Source organism: Aquimarina sp. (genome assembly GCF_977115655.1).
The window spans coordinates 56,896-75,406 of record NZ_CDSBKO010000011.1 but is presented as its reverse complement, the minus strand read 5'-3'; the positions used below and the strand labels follow the sequence as shown (position 1 = coordinate 75,406).

17 protein-coding genes are annotated in these 18,511 nt (G+C 31.8%); 3 read left to right on the top strand and 14 right to left on the bottom strand.

The features are described from left to right. Positions 1–47 precede the first annotated feature (47 nt). The 12 genes from ACZIYX_RS06770 to ACZIYX_RS06715 form a co-directional block, all read right to left on the bottom strand. Positions 48–344: a PIN domain-containing protein gene (locus tag ACZIYX_RS06770; protein WP_462681452.1), complete on the bottom strand. Its 297-nt coding sequence runs from the start codon at positions 342–344 to the stop codon at positions 48–50. 243 nt (positions 345–587) lie between these two features. After that, positions 588–1,952 (bottom strand): aldehyde dehydrogenase family protein, encoded by a 1,365-nt coding sequence (locus ACZIYX_RS06765; RefSeq protein WP_462681451.1) that lies wholly within the window; start codon positions 1,950–1,952, stop codon positions 588–590. Between the two features lie 96 nt (positions 1,953–2,048). Next, positions 2,049–2,966 carry a sterol desaturase family protein gene (locus ACZIYX_RS06760; RefSeq protein WP_462681450.1) on the bottom strand — a complete coding sequence of 306 codons (918 nt, stop codon included), beginning with the start codon at positions 2,964–2,966 and terminating at the stop codon, positions 2,049–2,051. A 296-nt stretch (positions 2,967–3,262) separates the two neighbouring features. Then, positions 3,263–4,081 (bottom strand): hypothetical protein, encoded by an 819-nt coding sequence (locus ACZIYX_RS06755; protein WP_462681449.1) that lies wholly within the window; start codon positions 4,079–4,081, stop codon positions 3,263–3,265. Between the two features lie 211 nt (positions 4,082–4,292). Then, positions 4,293–4,718, bottom strand: coding sequence for a VOC family protein (locus ACZIYX_RS06750; RefSeq protein WP_462681448.1), 426 nt, complete (start codon positions 4,716–4,718; stop codon positions 4,293–4,295). Between the two features lie 31 nt (positions 4,719–4,749). Continuing rightward, positions 4,750–5,703 (bottom strand): YybH family protein, encoded by a 954-nt coding sequence (locus ACZIYX_RS06745; RefSeq protein ID WP_462681447.1) that lies wholly within the window; start codon positions 5,701–5,703, stop codon positions 4,750–4,752. 272 nt (positions 5,704–5,975) lie between these two features. Next, complete coding sequence (gene rluF / locus ACZIYX_RS06740; RefSeq protein WP_462681446.1) at positions 5,976–6,845, bottom strand: 23S rRNA pseudouridine(2604) synthase RluF; 870 nt, start codon at positions 6,843–6,845, stop codon at positions 5,976–5,978. 137 nt (positions 6,846–6,982) lie between these two features. Next, on the bottom strand, positions 6,983–7,984 hold the full coding sequence (locus ACZIYX_RS06735; protein ID WP_462681445.1) for an SIMPL domain-containing protein: 1,002 nt from the start codon (positions 7,982–7,984) through the stop codon (positions 6,983–6,985). A 389-nt stretch (positions 7,985–8,373) separates the two neighbouring features. Further along, positions 8,374–9,213, bottom strand: a complete 840-nt coding sequence (locus ACZIYX_RS06730) for an alpha/beta hydrolase (protein ID WP_462681444.1) — start codon at positions 9,211–9,213, stop codon at positions 8,374–8,376. Further along, positions 9,210–9,578 carry a cupin domain-containing protein gene (locus tag ACZIYX_RS06725; RefSeq protein ID WP_462681443.1) on the bottom strand — a complete coding sequence of 123 codons (369 nt, stop codon included), beginning with the start codon at positions 9,576–9,578 and terminating at the stop codon, positions 9,210–9,212. Before ACZIYX_RS06725 ends, ACZIYX_RS06730 begins: the two co-directional genes overlap by 4 nt. 11 nt (positions 9,579–9,589) lie before the next feature. Beyond that, positions 9,590–10,156: a hypothetical protein gene (locus ACZIYX_RS06720; protein ID WP_462681442.1), complete on the bottom strand. Its 567-nt coding sequence runs from the start codon at positions 10,154–10,156 to the stop codon at positions 9,590–9,592. Positions 10,157–10,199: 43 nt separating this feature from the next. After that, a complete protein-coding gene (locus tag ACZIYX_RS06715) occupies positions 10,200–11,732 on the bottom strand; it encodes a helicase HerA-like domain-containing protein (RefSeq protein ID WP_462681441.1) in 1,533 nt (510 codons plus the stop codon). A 113-nt stretch (positions 11,733–11,845) separates the two neighbouring features. Here ACZIYX_RS06715 and ACZIYX_RS06710 point away from each other — a divergent pair, with 113 nt between their 5' ends. Further along, positions 11,846–12,304, top strand: a complete 459-nt coding sequence (locus ACZIYX_RS06710; RefSeq protein ID WP_462681440.1) for a RidA family protein — start codon at positions 11,846–11,848, stop codon at positions 12,302–12,304. Positions 12,305–12,429: 125 nt separating this feature from the next. Then, entirely contained in the window at positions 12,430–13,059 is a 630-nt protein-coding gene (locus tag ACZIYX_RS06705) for a 7-carboxy-7-deazaguanine synthase QueE (RefSeq protein WP_462681439.1), read from the top strand. Positions 13,060–14,457: 1,398 nt separating this feature from the next. On the opposite strand, the gene ACZIYX_RS06700 is transcribed toward ACZIYX_RS06705, so the two are convergent. Further along, complete coding sequence (locus ACZIYX_RS06700) at positions 14,458–14,991, bottom strand: DUF2911 domain-containing protein (protein WP_462681438.1); 534 nt, start codon at positions 14,989–14,991, stop codon at positions 14,458–14,460. 260 nt (positions 14,992–15,251) lie between these two features. Here ACZIYX_RS06700 and asnB point away from each other — a divergent pair, with 260 nt between their 5' ends. After that, the gene (gene asnB, locus ACZIYX_RS06695) at positions 15,252–16,916 is read left to right on the top strand and encodes an asparagine synthase B (RefSeq protein ID WP_462681437.1); all 1,665 of its coding nucleotides are present in this window, start codon (positions 15,252–15,254) and stop codon (positions 16,914–16,916) included. A gap of 235 nt (positions 16,917–17,151) precedes the next feature. On the opposite strand, the gene ACZIYX_RS06690 is transcribed toward asnB, so the two are convergent. Then, the gene (locus ACZIYX_RS06690) at positions 17,152–18,174 is read right to left on the bottom strand and encodes a M12 family metallopeptidase (RefSeq protein WP_462681436.1); all 1,023 of its coding nucleotides are present in this window, start codon (positions 18,172–18,174) and stop codon (positions 17,152–17,154) included. Positions 18,175–18,511 lie beyond the last annotated feature (337 nt).

Here is an 18,511-nt window from a genome sequence, read left to right as displayed (position 1 = left end):
TTCATTACACATGATCAGAGAGAAAAATAAAATTTAAGAATATTACATCAATTATTTGAAAAAATAAAACCATTATAATATCTTGGTTCACGGATTAATAATCCAAAAATTAAACCTATTGCTCCTTGTCGCCCAATTATGTTTCTAAGCTCTTGTAGGCTGGAAGAAGTGGTTTCTATTTTGGCAGCAAGTCCGTTACTGGTACCGCCATCGATAAATGCTTGTAAAGAGAAGATCGAAACACCAAGTTTTTCAGCAATACCTTCTCTTATATTTCCTTTGTTAAGATCATTAAGAGCACTTATGTTTATATCATATTTTCTAGCTATTCTATTTAAACCCATTTTTACAATTTTTAAATTAAACTATGGATAGATATTGATAGTAAGTTTTCGTACGTATTTGTAATCAATTCGTAGTAGGGCACATGGTTAAAAAAATAAAAGTGCCAGTTCAGGTTCTAAGTATAATACCAATTTCAAAGCTGAATTAGTATAATTTATTTGATATCTAAAGTACTAAAGGATTTTCAAAAAATCTTACGGGAAACCATAGCTTAATAAAAAAGTAGTATTTATTTTAAAACCTTAACCAATTAATCGTTTTAACCACTTTAATTTTGAAGAGCTATAAGGAGGGTATTTTAAGTTAGGTTCTGCCCAAAAGGTTTTTTGTAATATACTTTTGTAATGTGAAAATGTATCGAACCCGTATTTTCCGTGATAATTTCCAATTCCACTATCTCCAACACCTCCAAAGGGAAGCGATTTTTCTGCAAAATGCATAACAGCATCATTTATTGCGCCGCCACCAAAGGAAATTTCTTTTAATATTTTGTTTTTTATAGCTCTGTTTTTGGTGAATATATAGCAAGAAAGGGGGTTGGGAAGTTTTTTTATTTTTTTAATGGCATCCTCAATATTCTCAAATGTTAGTATGGGTAAAATAGGGCCAAAAATCTCTTCCTGCATAATTTTATCAGAAAACGCAACGTTTATAAGTACAGTAGGAGAAATAATTCTTTCCTTAGGATTGTTATCCCCTCCAAAATAGATTTTATCAGGGTCTATTAAATTATAAAGCCTGTTAAAATTTTTGTCATTAATAATTTGGGTATAATTATGATTAGATACATTGTAGTTAGCTTTTTTGATATACTTTTCTATAGCAGTTAAAAACTGATCTTGTATGGTAGATGCAACCATAACATAATCAGGAGCGATACATGTTTGTCCTGCATTAAGAAATTTTGCCCATACAAGCCTTTTTGCAGCCATATCAATATCAATGCCCTCAGTGATTATAGCAGGGCTTTTACCTCCTAGTTCTAAAGTTACAGGAGTTAAATGTTTTGCAGCAGCTTGATAGATTATTTTTCCTACAGCTACACTACCAGTAAAAAATATTTTATCAAATTTTACATCCAGAACATTGGCAGTTTCTTTTGCTCCTCCTTCGATAACTTTAAAAAAAGAAGGGTCAAAGTTTTGATTGATTAGTGCGGCCATTGTGGCAGAGGTATGCGATGATATTTCGCTGGGTTTAAGAACAACGGTACAACCCGCAGCAATTGCAGCAATGGCAGGACAAAGGGATAATTGATAAGGATAATTCCACGCTCCTATAACAAGAATGGTTCCATAGGGCTCGGGGATTATGTAACTTATACCGGGCAGGTTTACAAGTCCTGTAGAAACTTTCTTTTTCTTAGCCCATTTTTTCGTTTTTGTTATAGCTAAGTCAATTTCATGATAAATTATAGATAATTCTGTAGTATAAGTTTCAAATTCAGACTTTTTAAAATCGTTGTATATAGATTGGTAAAGTAATGTTTCATTTTTTTTTAGAATATCTTTTAAATGCTTTAATTGCTTTATCCTAAAAGGAATATCTTTTGTGGTATTTGTATAAAAAAAATGCCTCTGTTGATCTATAATATTTTGATAATTCATAGTTATAATATTCTTGAAAATATTAAGAATCCAAATTCGTATATTGAATTTAAAGGTACATTTTTTTAAATAATAACAAGAAAAGCAACAAATGGTTTATTTTACATTAAGCTCTCGTTGCATCTGTTTTACGGTCAAAGTGCTACCATCATGGCTCCAACCCGGAGGCCCAAAAATATACATGAATTTATGATACCAGTTTTTTGATTTTTTGGTATCCATCCAAATGTCTCTGTATTCATGGGTTAAGATAACCCAGGGATTGTATGAATTTGGAGCATGTGTAACACCATATTGTATTTCTATATCTTCGTCGAGAGCTTTCCATGTACCAAATATTTTATCAAAAATATTTAAAAATCCTCCATGATTTTTGTCCATATACTCTATGTTTTTAGCATGATGAACTTGGTGCATTGTGTGGGTATTAAATATTTTCTCGATAAAACCCATTTTAGGAATATATACAGAGTGTAATTGAAATTGCCATAAAGCTTCTATCCCCAAACAGACTACTACCATTTCTGGAGGAAATCCTATAGCTGGTAACCACATATAAAATAAAGGTTTATATAAAATAGTAAACCAACCGTTTCGAACTGCGGTACCTAGATTAAAATTATCAGAGGAGTGATGTACAATATGTGCAGCCCATAATGCTCTTACCATGTGATTTTGTCTATGAAACCAATAATAGGTAAAGTCATCAGCAAGCTGGCATATAATCCAAACATACCAAGCATATCCAAAAGATTCCCAACCCATAATATTTGTTCTTATACCATTAATCTCTGGGTTAAAAATTTCGTAAACAAAATTGAATATTACGATAGCAGATATTGTTTTGATTAAAGGGGCTAATAGTGCAGAACCAACTCCCATGGTAAGACTGGCGGTTAAATCTTTCCAGTTATACAAATCTTTGTGATCGTGAGTTTTACTATAAGTGAGTTCTAATAATATTAACCCTAAAAAGCAGGGCACTCCATATACGAGGGGGTTGGTAAAATCCATTTTTTTGCTACGTTTTTCTTAGGGGGAGAATATAGGAAGATTTTTTTAGTAAACCTTTAACAAAATAAGGGTAATTATGGATTTTTTTTAAATCTATTGTTCGGAGTATATAAAAAGAGGTCTGAAAAGTAATTTTTGATAAAATTTAACTGAATTATTATTAATGATTTCTGAAAAACTATTTGTTTTTTAGTGAATCCTTTTTTGGAGCTAATTTTTTGAAAAAATCACAATAAAAAAAGAGGGTATTTGACTTTTCAGACCCTCTTTTTTAAGTTTTTTTAATCAATAAAATATCATTCTGTTTTTTCTAAAGCCTCAAAAGCTTCCAAAACATTTTTGATAGCCTTTTTTTCTTCGTTGCTTATCTTTCTTGTGTCAAGATCGTCTTTACCTACAAATTTGATTTCTGCATCTTTTCCTGAAGCTAATGCTTTTATCATAGGCATATCCAAACCTTTTATAACGCGCTCTATCCACTCTCTTTTTCCTCCAGCTTCTTCTTTCGAGTTAAATTCTCCCGGAGTGTATTCTTCTATTTCATAAGTTTTTCCGTCTACAATTATTTCGACTCTTTGAATAAAAAGCCAGTCATTTTTGGTAAAATAATTTATAGATAATGCCAACCATGGTCTTCTTTTTTCTTTTTTACCAATATAAGTTTGAATATAATTTTGATCATTGGCATAATTTGAAGATTTATCAGAGTACCAGGTTACTTCATTGCCAACGTCATATTTCTTTTTCATTTTAGAAATAGCATTTTTGTAATCCTCATTATTATTCTCTTTTATCTGATCTTTTTCCAGGGCTTTAGAGTTTTCTATAATTTCTTTTTCTATTTTTTGAAGCAAATCTTTACCTTTTTTTGTTTCCCTAGAGTTAGGATACTTGTCTATAAGAGTAATTAGCTTGTCCTTACTTTTTGAGTAGTCCAGGGCATCATAATATTCATTTGCTTGTTCCAGGATTTGACTAGCAGTTAACTGGCATTCAGTAATTTCTTTTTTAAGTTTTTCATTTTCTTCCTTTAATTTGTCAAAATCAGCTTGGGGAACACCACAACTAACCAGTATTGATAAAATTAAAATAGCTAAAAGTATATTTTTTTTCATAGTTAAGTTTTTACGGTTATTGTTGATTATTTACAGGTATTGTAATTGTCTATATTAAAAATGTTAAAAAAGAACAGGACTTAGGGTGAACATAAATATAGCAAAAATGCTTTAAAAGATATGAATTAGATTCAAAACTTATATGAGATCAATGTTTTACAGAGGTTTAAACAGGATATGTAGTGATAAGATAAAAAGTGCTGGGTTTTGTTTATTTAGCAAAAATCTGAGTTTTGTCTTTAAATGATTTAAACTCAAGCGCATTGCCACAAGGATCGTAAAAAAACATGGTAGCTTGTTCACCCACTTCTCCTTTAAACCTTATGTATGGTTCAATAGCAAATTGAATGTTTTTCTTCAATAGCTTTTCTGCTAAATCTTGCCAAATATGCCACTCTAAAAGGATACCAAAATGAGGTACAGGAACATCTTTGCCATCTACCAGATTTTTATGGTTGTTTTCTAAACCGGTTTTTGGCTTATAATGAATTACCAATTGATGGCCAAAAAAATTAAAATCAACCCAATGAGAACTGCTCCTTCCTTCTTCTAACTCTAAGGTTTTGTTGTAAAATTCTCTCGCTTTTTCTATATCATCAACTGGGATTGCCAAGTGAAATGGAGATAGTATATTCATAAGTAAAAATAAGATTAGTATATTTATTAAATCAATTTTTTATTCTGTTCCAAATATCGAGATACATTTTCCATTCCTCATTTATTTTTTTCCAGATTACAACATATTTACCTTGATATGTTATTTCGGTTCCATCATCTTTTTTGTTCTTACCTTTATATATACCGTAATCGTAAGCTGTATCCATAAGCACAACGATCTCTGTGGCAATAATTTCGTGCTCTAGTGCAGTGTAACCACTGGATCCTTCCCATCTTTTTTTAATAGCTTCATATCCTGCAATGATTGGAGCGTTATTTGGAAAAATTTTAGCATCCTTAGTATATAGTGCAGCAATAGCTTCGTAATCCTTATTTAGATATGCAATAGAAAATTTTTTTGCAGCAGCTTTTATTTTATCTTCATCAGAGATGTTTTTTACATTTTTTCGTTTAGTACATTCTATTTTCCAAGTAGGAAAAGAGATAGATTCAGCTACATCTACCCATTCCCCAATCCATTTATATCCATTATCATTAATATCGTAAAAACTAATTTTATAAAAACCATCCATACCATTGGGGGCTTTGTTTTTTTTATATAAAATGATTTTATCCTCTTTTTTATTTCCTTCCCATGTAGAAATTATCGGAGATGGCGTTGTCGAATAATAGTGTACATACCATTTACTACTATCGGCAATAAACTGCCTGATACTTCCAGAATGTTTTCCGTCTTCTTTTAAGGTTTGATCCTGAATTGCCATTCCGTTCATAATATACTTAAATTCCCAAGTCATTTTGTTGGGTTCTGCCCATGTCTGGTCTTGATTTCTGGTTTGCGATGTGCAATCACAAATACCTATTAAAGGCAAAAAATCTATTATTTCTTTTGGAGCATTAGGATTTGGTTGTCCAAAAGGGTAGGCCATAGAAGGCTCGTATTCTGTCTGACCCCAAGCTAGTATATTTGTTAGAAGAAACAGAAAAAATATCAGTCGTTTCATAATTGTTCTGATTGATAAATAAAAGTAATTTACTCATTTTGAAAGAGTAATGGGTTGGGATAGGGGCGTAATTAATATATAATTAACATTTGAAAAAACGCACAGAGGTTAGTAGATAAATACTTATTCTAAAGCAATGTGTAAAATACTTTATTAACAAATGTTTATGTGTGTGAAGCTTGTCTTTTTCAATAGTTTTTATATGTCAGAAGTCGGAGGTTTGAAGCTGGGAATTGGAGGTGACTATCTGGCCAACCTCTGTCTAAAAAAAATTAACCCTTTCGTCCTCTTTGTTTTTTATTTCCAGATTCTTTGGATTTTTGATTGTTGTTATTTCTTCTTGTTTGATTTTTTTTAGTAAAACTTTTAGGGGAAGTATCATTTTTGTTGGTTATAGTATCTCTTAATACAGAAGCCTCTTCGGTTTTACTTGAATCCCCTGTGTCTGAATACAGGATTTTTAGTTCTTTTTCTGTAATATATCTCCATTTACCAAGGGGAATATCCAGCACAACATTCATTATCCTAATTCTTTTTAGCTTAACCACATTATACCCCAAATATTCGCACATTCTTCGGATTTGACGATTTAACCCCTGTGTTAATACAATTCGAAACTCGTATTTACTAATTTGTTCTACTTCGCATTTACGTGTTATAGTATCCAGTATAGGAACTCCATTGCCCATTCGTTTTATAAAAAGAGGGCTTATTAATTTATTTACAGTAACCAAATACTCTTTTTCGTGATTATTTCTTGCTCTAAGGATTTTGTTGACGATATCCCCATCACTTGTCAAAAAGATAAGACCTTCACTAGGTTTGTCTAATCTTCCAATCGGAAAAATACGTTTAGGATAATTAATAAAATCTACAATATTATCTTTTTCATTTTGAGCTGTTGTACAAACAATACCCACTGGTTTGTTAAATGCCAGATAAACATGCTCTTCTTTTGGTTGATTAATAAGTTCCCCGTCTACGCGCACAATATCATCTGGCATAACTTTGGTCCCCATTTCCGGGATGTTGCCATTAATAGTAACACGACCCTGATCTATTAGTTTATCTGCTTCGCGACGCGAGCAATAACCAACTTCGCTTAAATATTTGTTAAGTCTGGTGAGTGTTTTTTCAGGCATAAAAATAAAATAGTATACAAAGATAGCGTTTAAAGCAGTGATAATAAATATTTGTTTTCTGGAAGTTAATTTTTTTTAGCTCTGGTCTGTGCTCATATAACCGTTTTTAACCCTGCTGGGTATTTAATTTAGGTCGTCTAACTTGTTGTTAGTTCTTTAATGTCAATCTTTCCATCTGGGGAGACTAAAAAGTATTTTGTTTTTGTAACTTCTTTTTCAACGGGCTTTTGTTCCTTAGCTTTTGAAGTGTATTGTAATTTTATTTCTAAACCTATTTGAATCACAGGCTCTACTATTGAGGGATTGATTACAATATCATAATCCTTATAAGAAATTGGGTCATAATAGTAGGAGGTTTGTTTTTCAGCAGCTATAACCCCTTGTTTTTTGTCGAATGCTTCTAATGAGGAGGAACTAAAAGCTTGGTAACTTTTATAAAACTCTTTGGGGAAATAACAATATTTTGTATCCGCAATGATTGGTTGATATGAGGTCAGATCAAAGCCTAAATCTGTATGAAATTGCTGTTTTTCTTTTAAAACTTTAACTATTTCCAGACGCAGGTTTTTATATACTGTTTGTATGTCGTTTATAAAATAATCTATCTTTACCAAATTGTATATTTCATTATTTGCGCAAGCTGTAAGTATATTTTCAAACTGATGTACTTTGGTAAATTTTATATGAATGTTTTGCTGTAATTCAAAACCTTTAGGGACTTCATTATATTTTTTGCTAAATAGTTTCTTTTCCATAATGGTTTCATAAACCGGAACAAATGATATAACATCAATAATAATGTCTTCCTCAGAAATTCCATTAGAAAGTAATTCGTTTTTTACTTTTATTATTCTGTCTTTCATTAAGTTATTGGTCTCTTCAGACGATTTTCCAATTTGTATAATATTAAAAACCGCAGTATAAGAATTTGCTATAATATTATTGAGTGCCTTAACATTTATTGTGATTACTGGATCTGGGGCTAAATTTTGGTGCCTGAATTGTTGTATAATGGCAGCGTTTCCTATACTTTCTGATATTACACTGTTTTGCATAGAAATTGTTGTAGCATTTCCTTTTAATTGAGCAGAAACAACAGAACTTATCAATAGGAGTAGGGTACAAATTTTATTTTTCATGATTTTGAAATTATTATTTGTGGTAAATCTATGGTTAAAATAATTTTTAAGAAAGTAATAATGAGTAAACAATACTTTTAAGTGAGTAAACTGTTTTTTTTAAAGAACAGTTATATAAGTATATATATGAATAGATGAAAGTTTTATGTTTTGGCTCTGGTTTATAATAGCGTTGATAGTTGTAAATATATATTTAATTGATTTAAAGATGTTTATCGTGTCCTAAATCCTTCCCGAAGGGAAGGACTTTTGACTCGTCCTAAAAAAGTTTACAGATTATTAACTAAATCCTGGTATAGGTTTACAATTTTTGATTCCCTTCTGGGAAGGGCTGGGGATGGGATATGCTGAGTTTCGATAAAATTATCAATGCTATTATAAACCAGAACCTATGTTTTCAAAAAATCAATAATCATATTATCAACTTCATCATAAAATAAAGAGTGCCCGTAGTTTTCAGTAGAAATAAATTGCACTCCAATCCAGTTTTTACTTATAGCTTCAGCTTCGGTATAAGGAGCAATGGTATCATTTTTATCGTGGATCAATAATCCTTTTTTATTTAGTTTTTTGGAGAAAGCAGAGGCAGAAAATTCTTCAAAATAAAAACCGTGTTTCTCTTTAAAATATAAATTGAGGGCTTCCATAAAGGTAGTGGATAACCTTAAAATATCTTGATACTGTTTCATAATTCTTGATAAGTCTGAAGGAGGAGCAAGCACTATTAATTTCTCTATTTCTTTACTTGGGTAGGTATATTGATGAAATATAGCGGCCATCCCACCAACAGAGTGCCCTAGTATGTGATTAGGACGATATAATTCGACTATTTTTTGTAGACATCCGGAGTATAAAGGAACGTTTAGTATTCGTCCAGACGAATTACCATGTGCCGGAGCATCAAATGCAATAATATTATACCCTTTTTTATGTAGTTTTTGGATTAGATTTTTCCAACGATGTGTATTGCTTTCCCATCCATGAACCAAAAGTATAGTTTCTCCCATATTAGGCCATCTGTAGGTTTGGATATAGATATCTTCAAATACGATTACTTCGTCTCCTGCTTCTTTCAAAAAATTTTCTTGTTCGGGTAATACGTTTCCTTTTCTTGGAGTAGAAAACAGTATATAGGCTTTGTAAAGAGCCTTTTTCGGGCGAAAAAAGAAAAGGAATTGGATGTATTTTCCAATAATAACAGGTAAATAATTTTTATATCTTTCTTTCATTCATTTTCACGATGTACTGCCTCCATAGTAAACGCCGGAAGACAAATGGCAAGATACTCACACTCCTCATTAAAAGGATTAGCGTATTGAATCCTTGTGTTTTTTTCGATTTTAATAGATTGCCCGGCTTCCAGAATTATTTTTTCACCCTCTATTATAAATTGTTTCCTACCTCTTATGATATAAGTATATTCATCAAATTCCGGAGTCTGAAAAGGTTCACTCCAATTTGGGGGAGCTATCATGTGTGCAATACTTATTTGGGCATCCTTACAGGATATCATACCAAAATGCTCTTCAATTAGTTTTCCATCTGTAGTTGGAACCACAAACGGGGATTTTTGAATATGATATTTTTTGCCCATGCTTCTTTATTTTAATTAGAACTCCAGCTTATCCAAAAGTTTTTAATCCTCGCAGAATCAGGAATGTCTTCTGTTTTTATTTCTTTATCTGTGGTAAACTGAAAATCTTTGGATAATTCTTTTTTATCTATAGTAAAATAAGCCTGAATGCTATCTACAAATATAACAGCTGTGCTTAGTGTATTGTTAATTTTTGAAATTTTGTAATGGTCCTTAATGTCTTTAAACAAACTATTTGAAGATAATCCTGATTCTGTTTTATATCTTGGATCTATTATTTGAATATTTTGTATGGTAGATGTTGAGCTATCTTCGTTACTGGATTCTAGCACCAAAAGTCTGGCACCTCCTTTTTCAAAAATTTCTATTTCGTTTACGTTACTTAAATATTTGTCGTTTGCAGCTATTTTTACAATGGAATCCTGTGCAAAAACAGAATCTAATTGATTTATTTTTACCTCATTGGTTAATAGTCCTACTCTGTTTTTAGTAATTTCAAAAGGGTCTTGTCGTTGTTCTTTTTGGCAACTAAAAACAAATATCAATGCGAAAAGGACTTGAAAAATTCTTTTTATCATAACAAACAGATTAAATGTTTCTTTTATTAATTAGTAACGTAATTTATTTTAATAACTTATTAAGTACCCCCAAAGCACCTCTTATAAAAGTAGCACTGGTTAATACTTTTATAACTGCTTTTTCTGTAGTACTGGCTCTTCTGTTTCTGGATGAAGAAGAGGAGTCCTTGTCCAATTTTTCTCTTTCTTTTTTGGCAGCAGCTTTTGCTTCTTCAGCTTCTGCTTTTTCTATTTTTTTATGGAGCAGTTCATAAGCACTTTCTCTATCGATGTTTTCATTATACTTAGAGATAAGCTTTGATTTTTTTAAGAGATCTTTTAATTCCACCTCAGTTAAAACGTCCATTCTGCTCATAGGGGCACGTAGCATTGTAGCAGCTAGCGGTGTAGGGCGCCCTTTTTCATCTAGCGCAGATATTAAAGCCTCTCCAATTCCTAGAGATGTTAGGATTTCTTTAGTATCATAATACTCTGAAATAGGATAATTTTCGGCAGTTAGTTTAATAGCTTTACGATCTTTTGCGGTAAATGCCCTAAGCGCATGTTGTACTTTTAAACCTAACTGGCTTAATACCCCATCGGGTATATCTGTTGGATCTTGAGTTACAAAATATAAGCCCACACCTTTGGATCGTATAAGTTTTACAATACTTTCAATTTGCCCCATCAAAGCATTAGAAGCTTCTTTGAAGATTAAGTGAGCTTCATCCAGAAAAATCACTAACTCGGGTCTCCCGCTATCTCCTTGTTCTGGAAATGTGCTATATATTTCGGCAAGAAGGCTAAGCATAAAAGTCGAAAACAACTTAGGCTTATCCTGTATATCTGTCAACCTAATAATATTTATAATTCCCCTTCCATTTTCGTCAATTCTGCATAAATCCTGAACTTCAAAAGATTTTTCTCCAAAAAATATGTCTGCCCCTTGTTGCTCAAGTTCTACTATTTTTCTTAAAATAGATCCTGTTGATGCTGTAGAAATTCGTCCATAATCCTTTTCCAGTTCTTCTTTTCCCTCTTGAGTAGCAAATTGCAACACTTTTTTTAGATCTTTTAAATCTAATAAGGGTAGTTTATTATCGTCACAATATTTAAAAATGATAGAAATAATTCCTGCTTGTGTTGTACTTACATCCAGTATTCTTGAAAGTAAAACGGGGCCAAATTCACTAACCGTGGCTCGAAGCCGAACCCCATCCTGATCAGAAAGAGACAGGATTTCTACAGGAAACCCTTTAGCTTCAAATGGGATTCCTATTTTTTCATGGCGTTCATTGATTTTTGGATGCCCGGGGCTTGCTGCCGCAATTCCACTTAGATCCCCCTTGATATCCATCAAAAGCACCGGTATTCCTTGCTCACTCAGATTTTCAGCTATGACCTGTAATGTTTTGGTTTTACCCGTACCTGTTGCGCCGGCAATCAATCCATGGCGGTTTAATGTTTTTAAAGGAATTTTAACATGCGCATTGGTTACCGTCTCTCCGTTATACATGGCTGATCCCATAGTGATGAAATCCCCTTTGGTAATGTAACCTTGATTAATATGATCAAAAAATGCCTGATTGTCATTCATAGTTGCATACGTTTTTTTTGATAAAAATAGGAATCTTAGCTTTTCTATTGAAATTATAATCTATTTTTAATAAAAAGTGAATAATAATACTAATTCTTAAATATATAGTATTCATGAAAATAATAACAATACTTAGTTGTTTTTTTATATTTCTTATTAGCTGTAAAAACGAATCTTTAAGAACAGCAAATACCGTTGTTTTTCATAAAACACATGAACCCAAAAAAAATGGAGCTCCTTTTTCAGATATTGTACAAGTTGGGGATTTGTATTTTCTTTCTGGTCAAATTGGGATGAACCATGGTGTTAGAAAATTGGTTGAAGGGGGTATACGACCCGAAACCAAACAGGCTTTAGAAAATATCAAGGCAGTTTTGGAATATCATGGTATGACAATGAAAAATGTGGTAAAATGCACTGTTATTTTAGCAGATATCGAAGATTTTTCAGACTTTAATGAGATATATAAAGAGTATTTCTCTAATAAACCAGCAAGAACAACTTTTGCAGCAAAAGGACTTGCCGCAGGAGCCAGGGTAGAAATAGAATGTATAGCTGTTATATCCAGATAGCTTTGTTGTGTCAATTTAATTTTACAAGCAAAAAAGCTTTAAACTTTTTTGACATAAATTTTTATCGTAATTCGAAATTTATAATCTCGAATTAATAATCTATAATTATTTACCTTTGCACCCTTATGCAAGAGAGAATACAAAAATTGGTTAACGAAGGTAAGATGCTTCCTTTAATGGAAGAATTCTATACTATTCAAGGAGAGGGATATCATAAAGGAACAGCAGCATATTTTATAAGGATAGGTGGTTGTGATGTAGGATGCCATTGGTGCGATGTAAAAGAGAGTTGGAATGCAGATTTACACCCTCCTACAGATACAGAGTTGATAGTGAGCAATGCATTAAAGTACAGTAATGTAGTTGTGGTTACAGGAGGAGAACCCCTTACCTGGGATATGACATTGTTAACAAAGGGCCTTAAGGATAAGGGAGCAAAAACACATATCGAAACCTCAGGAGCGTATCCATTAACAGGGATATGGGATTGGGTTTGCCTTTCCCCTAAAAAAATAAAACTTCCGCAACCAGAAATTTATACAAAAGCAGATGAGCTAAAATGTATTGTGTATAACAACAATGATTTTCTTTTTGCAGAAGAGCAGGCTTCCAGAGTTTCTGAGAATTGTGTACTATATCTTCAACCAGAATGGAGCGTTCGTGAAAAAATAATTCCTTTGATAGTAGAATATGTTATGAAAAACCCGAAATGGAAAGTTTCCTTGCAGACACATAAGTACTTAAATATCCCATAATATTTTTAAAATTAGTGACTTACAGGATTTTTGGTTAGTTATACATGTATTAATGATTATATTTTTTACGTTAAAACCATCTCTTGAAAATAATTTTACCTTTTGTTGTTTTTTTTATTGAAGGAAAAAGACTACGTGTTCTTTTGCTTTTTATACCTTTACAAGCTCTTCAGCATATTTGCTTTGTACTTATATCGAAAATCTGAAATTTATAGATTTATTCATTTTAAAGATATGATAATTGTTTTATTTTTATATAACTAACTTATAGCAAATCGATTATGAAAAATTTATACTTTATTTCTGGATTTAATTTTAAATCTGTCATTGGTTTTTTAAAAGAATTACCGGGAGCTTCTCTTTATGCTATGCGCAGATGATATAATTAGAGAAGTAAGAAAATATTTGTTGAACAAATTTTGTTTGTTAAGAATATATAAAAAATACATTTTTAGAAAAATGATAAAAAAGACCATTTAGTTAGTTCTGAATGGTCTTTTTTTTGCTCTGTTATAGTAAAAAAGAACAAGTTATAAATTTGCCGACCTAATTTTAAACCCAATTCTTTTGTTTTTTGATAGATTAAATATCTTACAAAAAGAGATAAAAGCATTAAAAAAGGGGAAAAAACCCCTAAAATTCATTTTTTTGTTGTAGGATTTTTCTTTTTATTGTTGATTTATAATTTTTAAAAGTGCTCTTATAGCGTTTTTTATACTGTTTACATCGAAAAAATATTTTATAAATGTTAAATTTTTTATATCCTGTTAACTGCGCATTATCTTTGTATAACAAAAATAAATCAAAAGGTTATGAAGCTATTTTACGGTATTATGGTTATTGACATTAAAGCATTAAAAGCTTTTTTGAGACAATTGCCATCGGCTTGCAGTAATGCAATCCATAGGTAATAGTATTTTTAAAGTTGTTGAGGGGCAATTTTAAAAAAGAAGAGACTAACAAAATATTATATTTTGTTTACATATTTACAAAAAGATCGAGGGAAATTACCCTGCTGCTCTTGTGTAAAATGACAATTAAAAGAACAAGGAACAGTTTAGAAATGAGGTTTTTTGTGTTTATTGTCGATAAAACCTTGGATTACATCTAAAATGTATAGAAAATTATTGACATCCAGTAATATAGGTGTTATATTTATGTAAATTTTTATTATTAATTTCAAACAAGAACATATGGGGCTATTTTACACAAAATTTAGATTAACTTTTAGAGTTGTAATGGACTTTTTAAAAGAACTACCTGGAGCATCTGGTCACGCGATTCACAGGTAAAAGAAGAAAGGAAAGAAATATGTTATAGTATCTTTTTTGGGTATTAAATAACAAAGTTGAGGAAAAAATAGCTTGAGAATACCATAATTCTCAAGCTATTTTTTTGTTATAAATAGAAAGGAACTTCAATACGTGTAGTATCCCACCCCATAACCATGTGGTAGCCTTTATCTACTTTGTTAAATGCTATTGAAAAAACTTCCAGTTCTTCACCTTTAGAAACGGGTACTTTAATTCTTGCAACATCTTTGGCCTCATCATACGTATAGGCACCCCAACTATCCAGATCAGAGTTTATAATAATAGTCCATTCTTTTTCTCCGGGAATCGTAAATAAAGAATATGTTCCTGCTTTGATGGTTTTATCTCCCATTTTTACATCTTGAAAAAACTTTATCTCAGTTGCTTCGTCAGCACCAGTTCTCCATACTTTATCAAAAGCAGCCAGATTACCAAAAATTTTACGCCCCTTTTTTTGAGGACGACTATATATTACTTTAATTTCTGGTTTTTCATTTCTATCTTTTTTGGCATAAGAGATATCAGTAGGACTTTTTTGTAAACCTTCAAATTTTTGAGCATTTATTGAAGATAAAGTACCCAAAAACATTAAAATAATTAATAAGAGTGATTTTTTCATAAGGTAAATTTAATTTTTTATAATAATTGTAAAGATATAGGCGAACTTACAAGAGATATGTTAATCAAGTCTATAAATTCTGTTAAATATTTGAAGTGACAATTTGATATTTCTATCAAGAGATGATTATTAATAAATAACAGTTTTAGTGTTTTTTAGTATTTTTTGTGTTGATTAGTAACCTTATAATGAGTTATTGTTTTTATTATGTAGTTATAATTACATCTTTGACTTCATAATCATAGATAAAGAATAATAATATGTGTGGAATTGTTTGCGCTTTTGATATAAAGCAAGATGTAGAGGCGTTAAGGCCTCAGTTGTTAGAAATGTCTAAAAAAATTCGCCATAGAGGTCCGGATTGGAGTGGTATTTACTCTAATGAAAATGCAATTTTGGCACATGAAAGATTGGCTATTGTAGATCCGGTTTCGGGCAAACAACCTTTGTTTAGCTCAGATAAACAATTAGTACTAGCTGCTAATGGAGAGATTTATAACCATAGAGAGTTACGCAAACAATTTGAAGGAATATATGATTTTCAAACAGAATCGGATTGTGAAGTGATTTTGGCATTGTACCAACAAAAAGGTACAGGTTTTTTGGATGATCTGAATGGTATTTTTGCATTTGCATTATATGATGTTACAAAAGACACCTATTTTATAGCTAGAGACCACATGGGGATTATTCCACTTTATATAGGGTGGGATCAAAACGGAACATTTTATGTGGCTTCAGAATTAAAAGCTCTTGAAGGGGTTTGTACTAAAATCGAATTATTTCCTCCGGGACATTATATGGATAGTGCAGATGGGGAGTTTAAAAAGTGGTATATAAGAGATTGGGTGGATTATGATGCTGTAAAAGATAACCAAACCAGTATTGATGCGCTTAGAGATGCTCTGGAAGCTGCGGTTCACAGGCAATTGATGTCCGATGTTCCTTATGGGGTATTATTGTCCGGAGGCTTGGATTCTTCTGTAACTTCTGCTATTGCAAAAAAATATGCAGAAAAAAGAATAGAATCAGGGGATACAGCAGATGCATGGTGGCCAAAATTACATTCTTTTTCTGTAGGACTAGAAGGCTCACCAGATTTAGAAGCAGCTCAAAAAGTAGCAGATCATATTGGTACGGTACATCACGAAATTAAATTTACTATTCAAGAAGGCTTAGACGCTATAAAAGATGTAATATATAATTTAGAAACCTATGATATAACTACTATTAGAGCATCTACGCCAATGTATTTAATGGCAAGGGTTATTAAGTCTATGGGAGTAAAAATGGTACTTTCTGGAGAAGGGGCAGATGAAATTTTTGGAGGATATCTGTATTTTCACAAAGCACCAAATGCACGAGAGTTTCATGAAGAAACAGTGCGCAAACTTAGTAAATTGCACATGTATGACTGTTTAAGAGCAAATAAATCACTTGCTGCATGGGGAATAGAAGGCAGGGTGCCATTTTTGGATAAGGAATTTATGGATGTTGCAATGCGTATTAATCCTCAGGATAAAATGATTAATGGCGAAAGAATGGAGAAATGGGTTGTTCGTAAAGCTTTTGAATCTTATTTGCCACAAAGTGTGGTTTGGAGGCAAAAAGAACAGTTCTCTGATGGAGTTGGGTATAGCTGGATAGATACTTTAAAAGAAATGGTAAATAGGGAGATCACAGACGATCAAATGGCAAATGCGCATTTTAGATTTCCTGTTCAAACACCTCAAAACAAAGAAGAATTTTATTATCGTTCTATTTTTGAAGAACATTTCCCAAGCGACACAGCAGCATTAAGTGTTCCTCAGGAACCATCGGTAGCATGCAGTACAAAAATTGCGCTAGAGTGGGATGAGGCTTTTAAAAATATGAATGATCCAAGCGGAAGAGCAGTTGCTAATGTACATGAAGAGGCATATTAAGTAAAGCGTAAACTGAAAATTTGAGTTAGATGTAAACCCCTGTAGGGATAGATGCTCAGGGTTTTATAATTTTAATCTTCTGTAACTTGTTTCGAAAGCAAAATGTGTTTCAAACAACATATCTTGTGACCTGCTCTAAGGTTGTTGATTGTAAAATTAAAAGAAGGCTGCAAAAATTAATTGCAGCCTTCTTTACAAATTCGATTTTATTTTTATCAGAGAATTTTAAATTATTTTAGTTTCCGCATTTTTCTCCTTGTACCCATGTGCCATTTTGTAAAGTATACAAGTATCCGGAATAGGTTACTTTGTCTCCTTCAGAATAAGATTGTCCGGAAACCCATGGGTTTACGTCTGCACAGATATCACCACCAGGATTACCATCATTATTAGGATATGCTTTATTGGTACCTTCGATATCTAAAGGGGATATTGTTTGTTGTGCCTCAGTATAGGTTTCTCCATTAAGTAAAGTAATGGTTGGTTTATTGTTTTTAGAAAATGCATAAGGGTGGTACATCATTATAGATTTAATATCAAACGGACCAGTTAATAATTTAGCATTTTGATCTTTTCTAAAATTACCTTCCATACCACTCTGGATATTTTCAGATTTTATAAGGACATAATCATCTCTGTCTGATCTTGTTTGTTCATGCACAAACCCAAGAGTGTGCCCTAATTCATGAACTATTAAACTAATACTGGCAGAATGCCCCAGTTGCACACTTCCGTTCCTTTGTATTCCAAATGATGCTTGGCCGCATCCGGAACAAACGTTCGTAGATTCATAAATAGTTACATAATCTGACTCATTAGTTCTTTCTTTAAATTTTATATTGGTTTTATCAGACCATCTTTTGAAAGCTGCTGTTAAGTTAGTGCGCAAAGTACTGTTTAATGATCCAAGTTTGTAAACCACAGTATTATTCGGCCACTTTTTAGTTGAGCCCCATATTGCTAGTTTTTGTCCGGCTTCAGTACTTGGAGGTAATTTGGGGTCAAAAACAGGAGGAGGCGTATCAGACAGCATATTTGCAGAAAGTATAATGTCTGAATTATACAGAAATTCTCCGTTACCTATATCTTCTACAACCACTAAATTTCCTTGAAAATATTTTTCAATAGTTTTTTCATTTGTAGATGTTACATTTTGGTCTGTGTTTTCGTTGATGTTGTCTTTTTGACAAGAAGTAAAACATAATACTGAGCATAGTGCTACAGCTTTAAATACGTTAAATTTTTTGTTGAATTTCATAATGTTTGTTTGTGTTAAATTGAGTTTGTGTTAATATTTAAAACAGTTGGTTTTAATGAACAATATTGTTCGCGAACTAACAACTGTTCTTTGTGTTAGGTAGTATGTAGAAAATGTTAATATTGCAGTAAAATTATGTTAATGATATATCAATATTAATAAACTATAGTGGGGGTGGTGTTAGAAAGGGCATGTTAGGTTTTGTTTTTCGATTTCTAAGCAGGTTAGAGTGATTTTATAAATATTTTACAAAACCTAATATTAATACAGGATTCGATTTAAGGTGTTTTTTATCGTTTTTAAGAGCTTTTTTTTGTTTTCTGGTACTTTTCTTAAT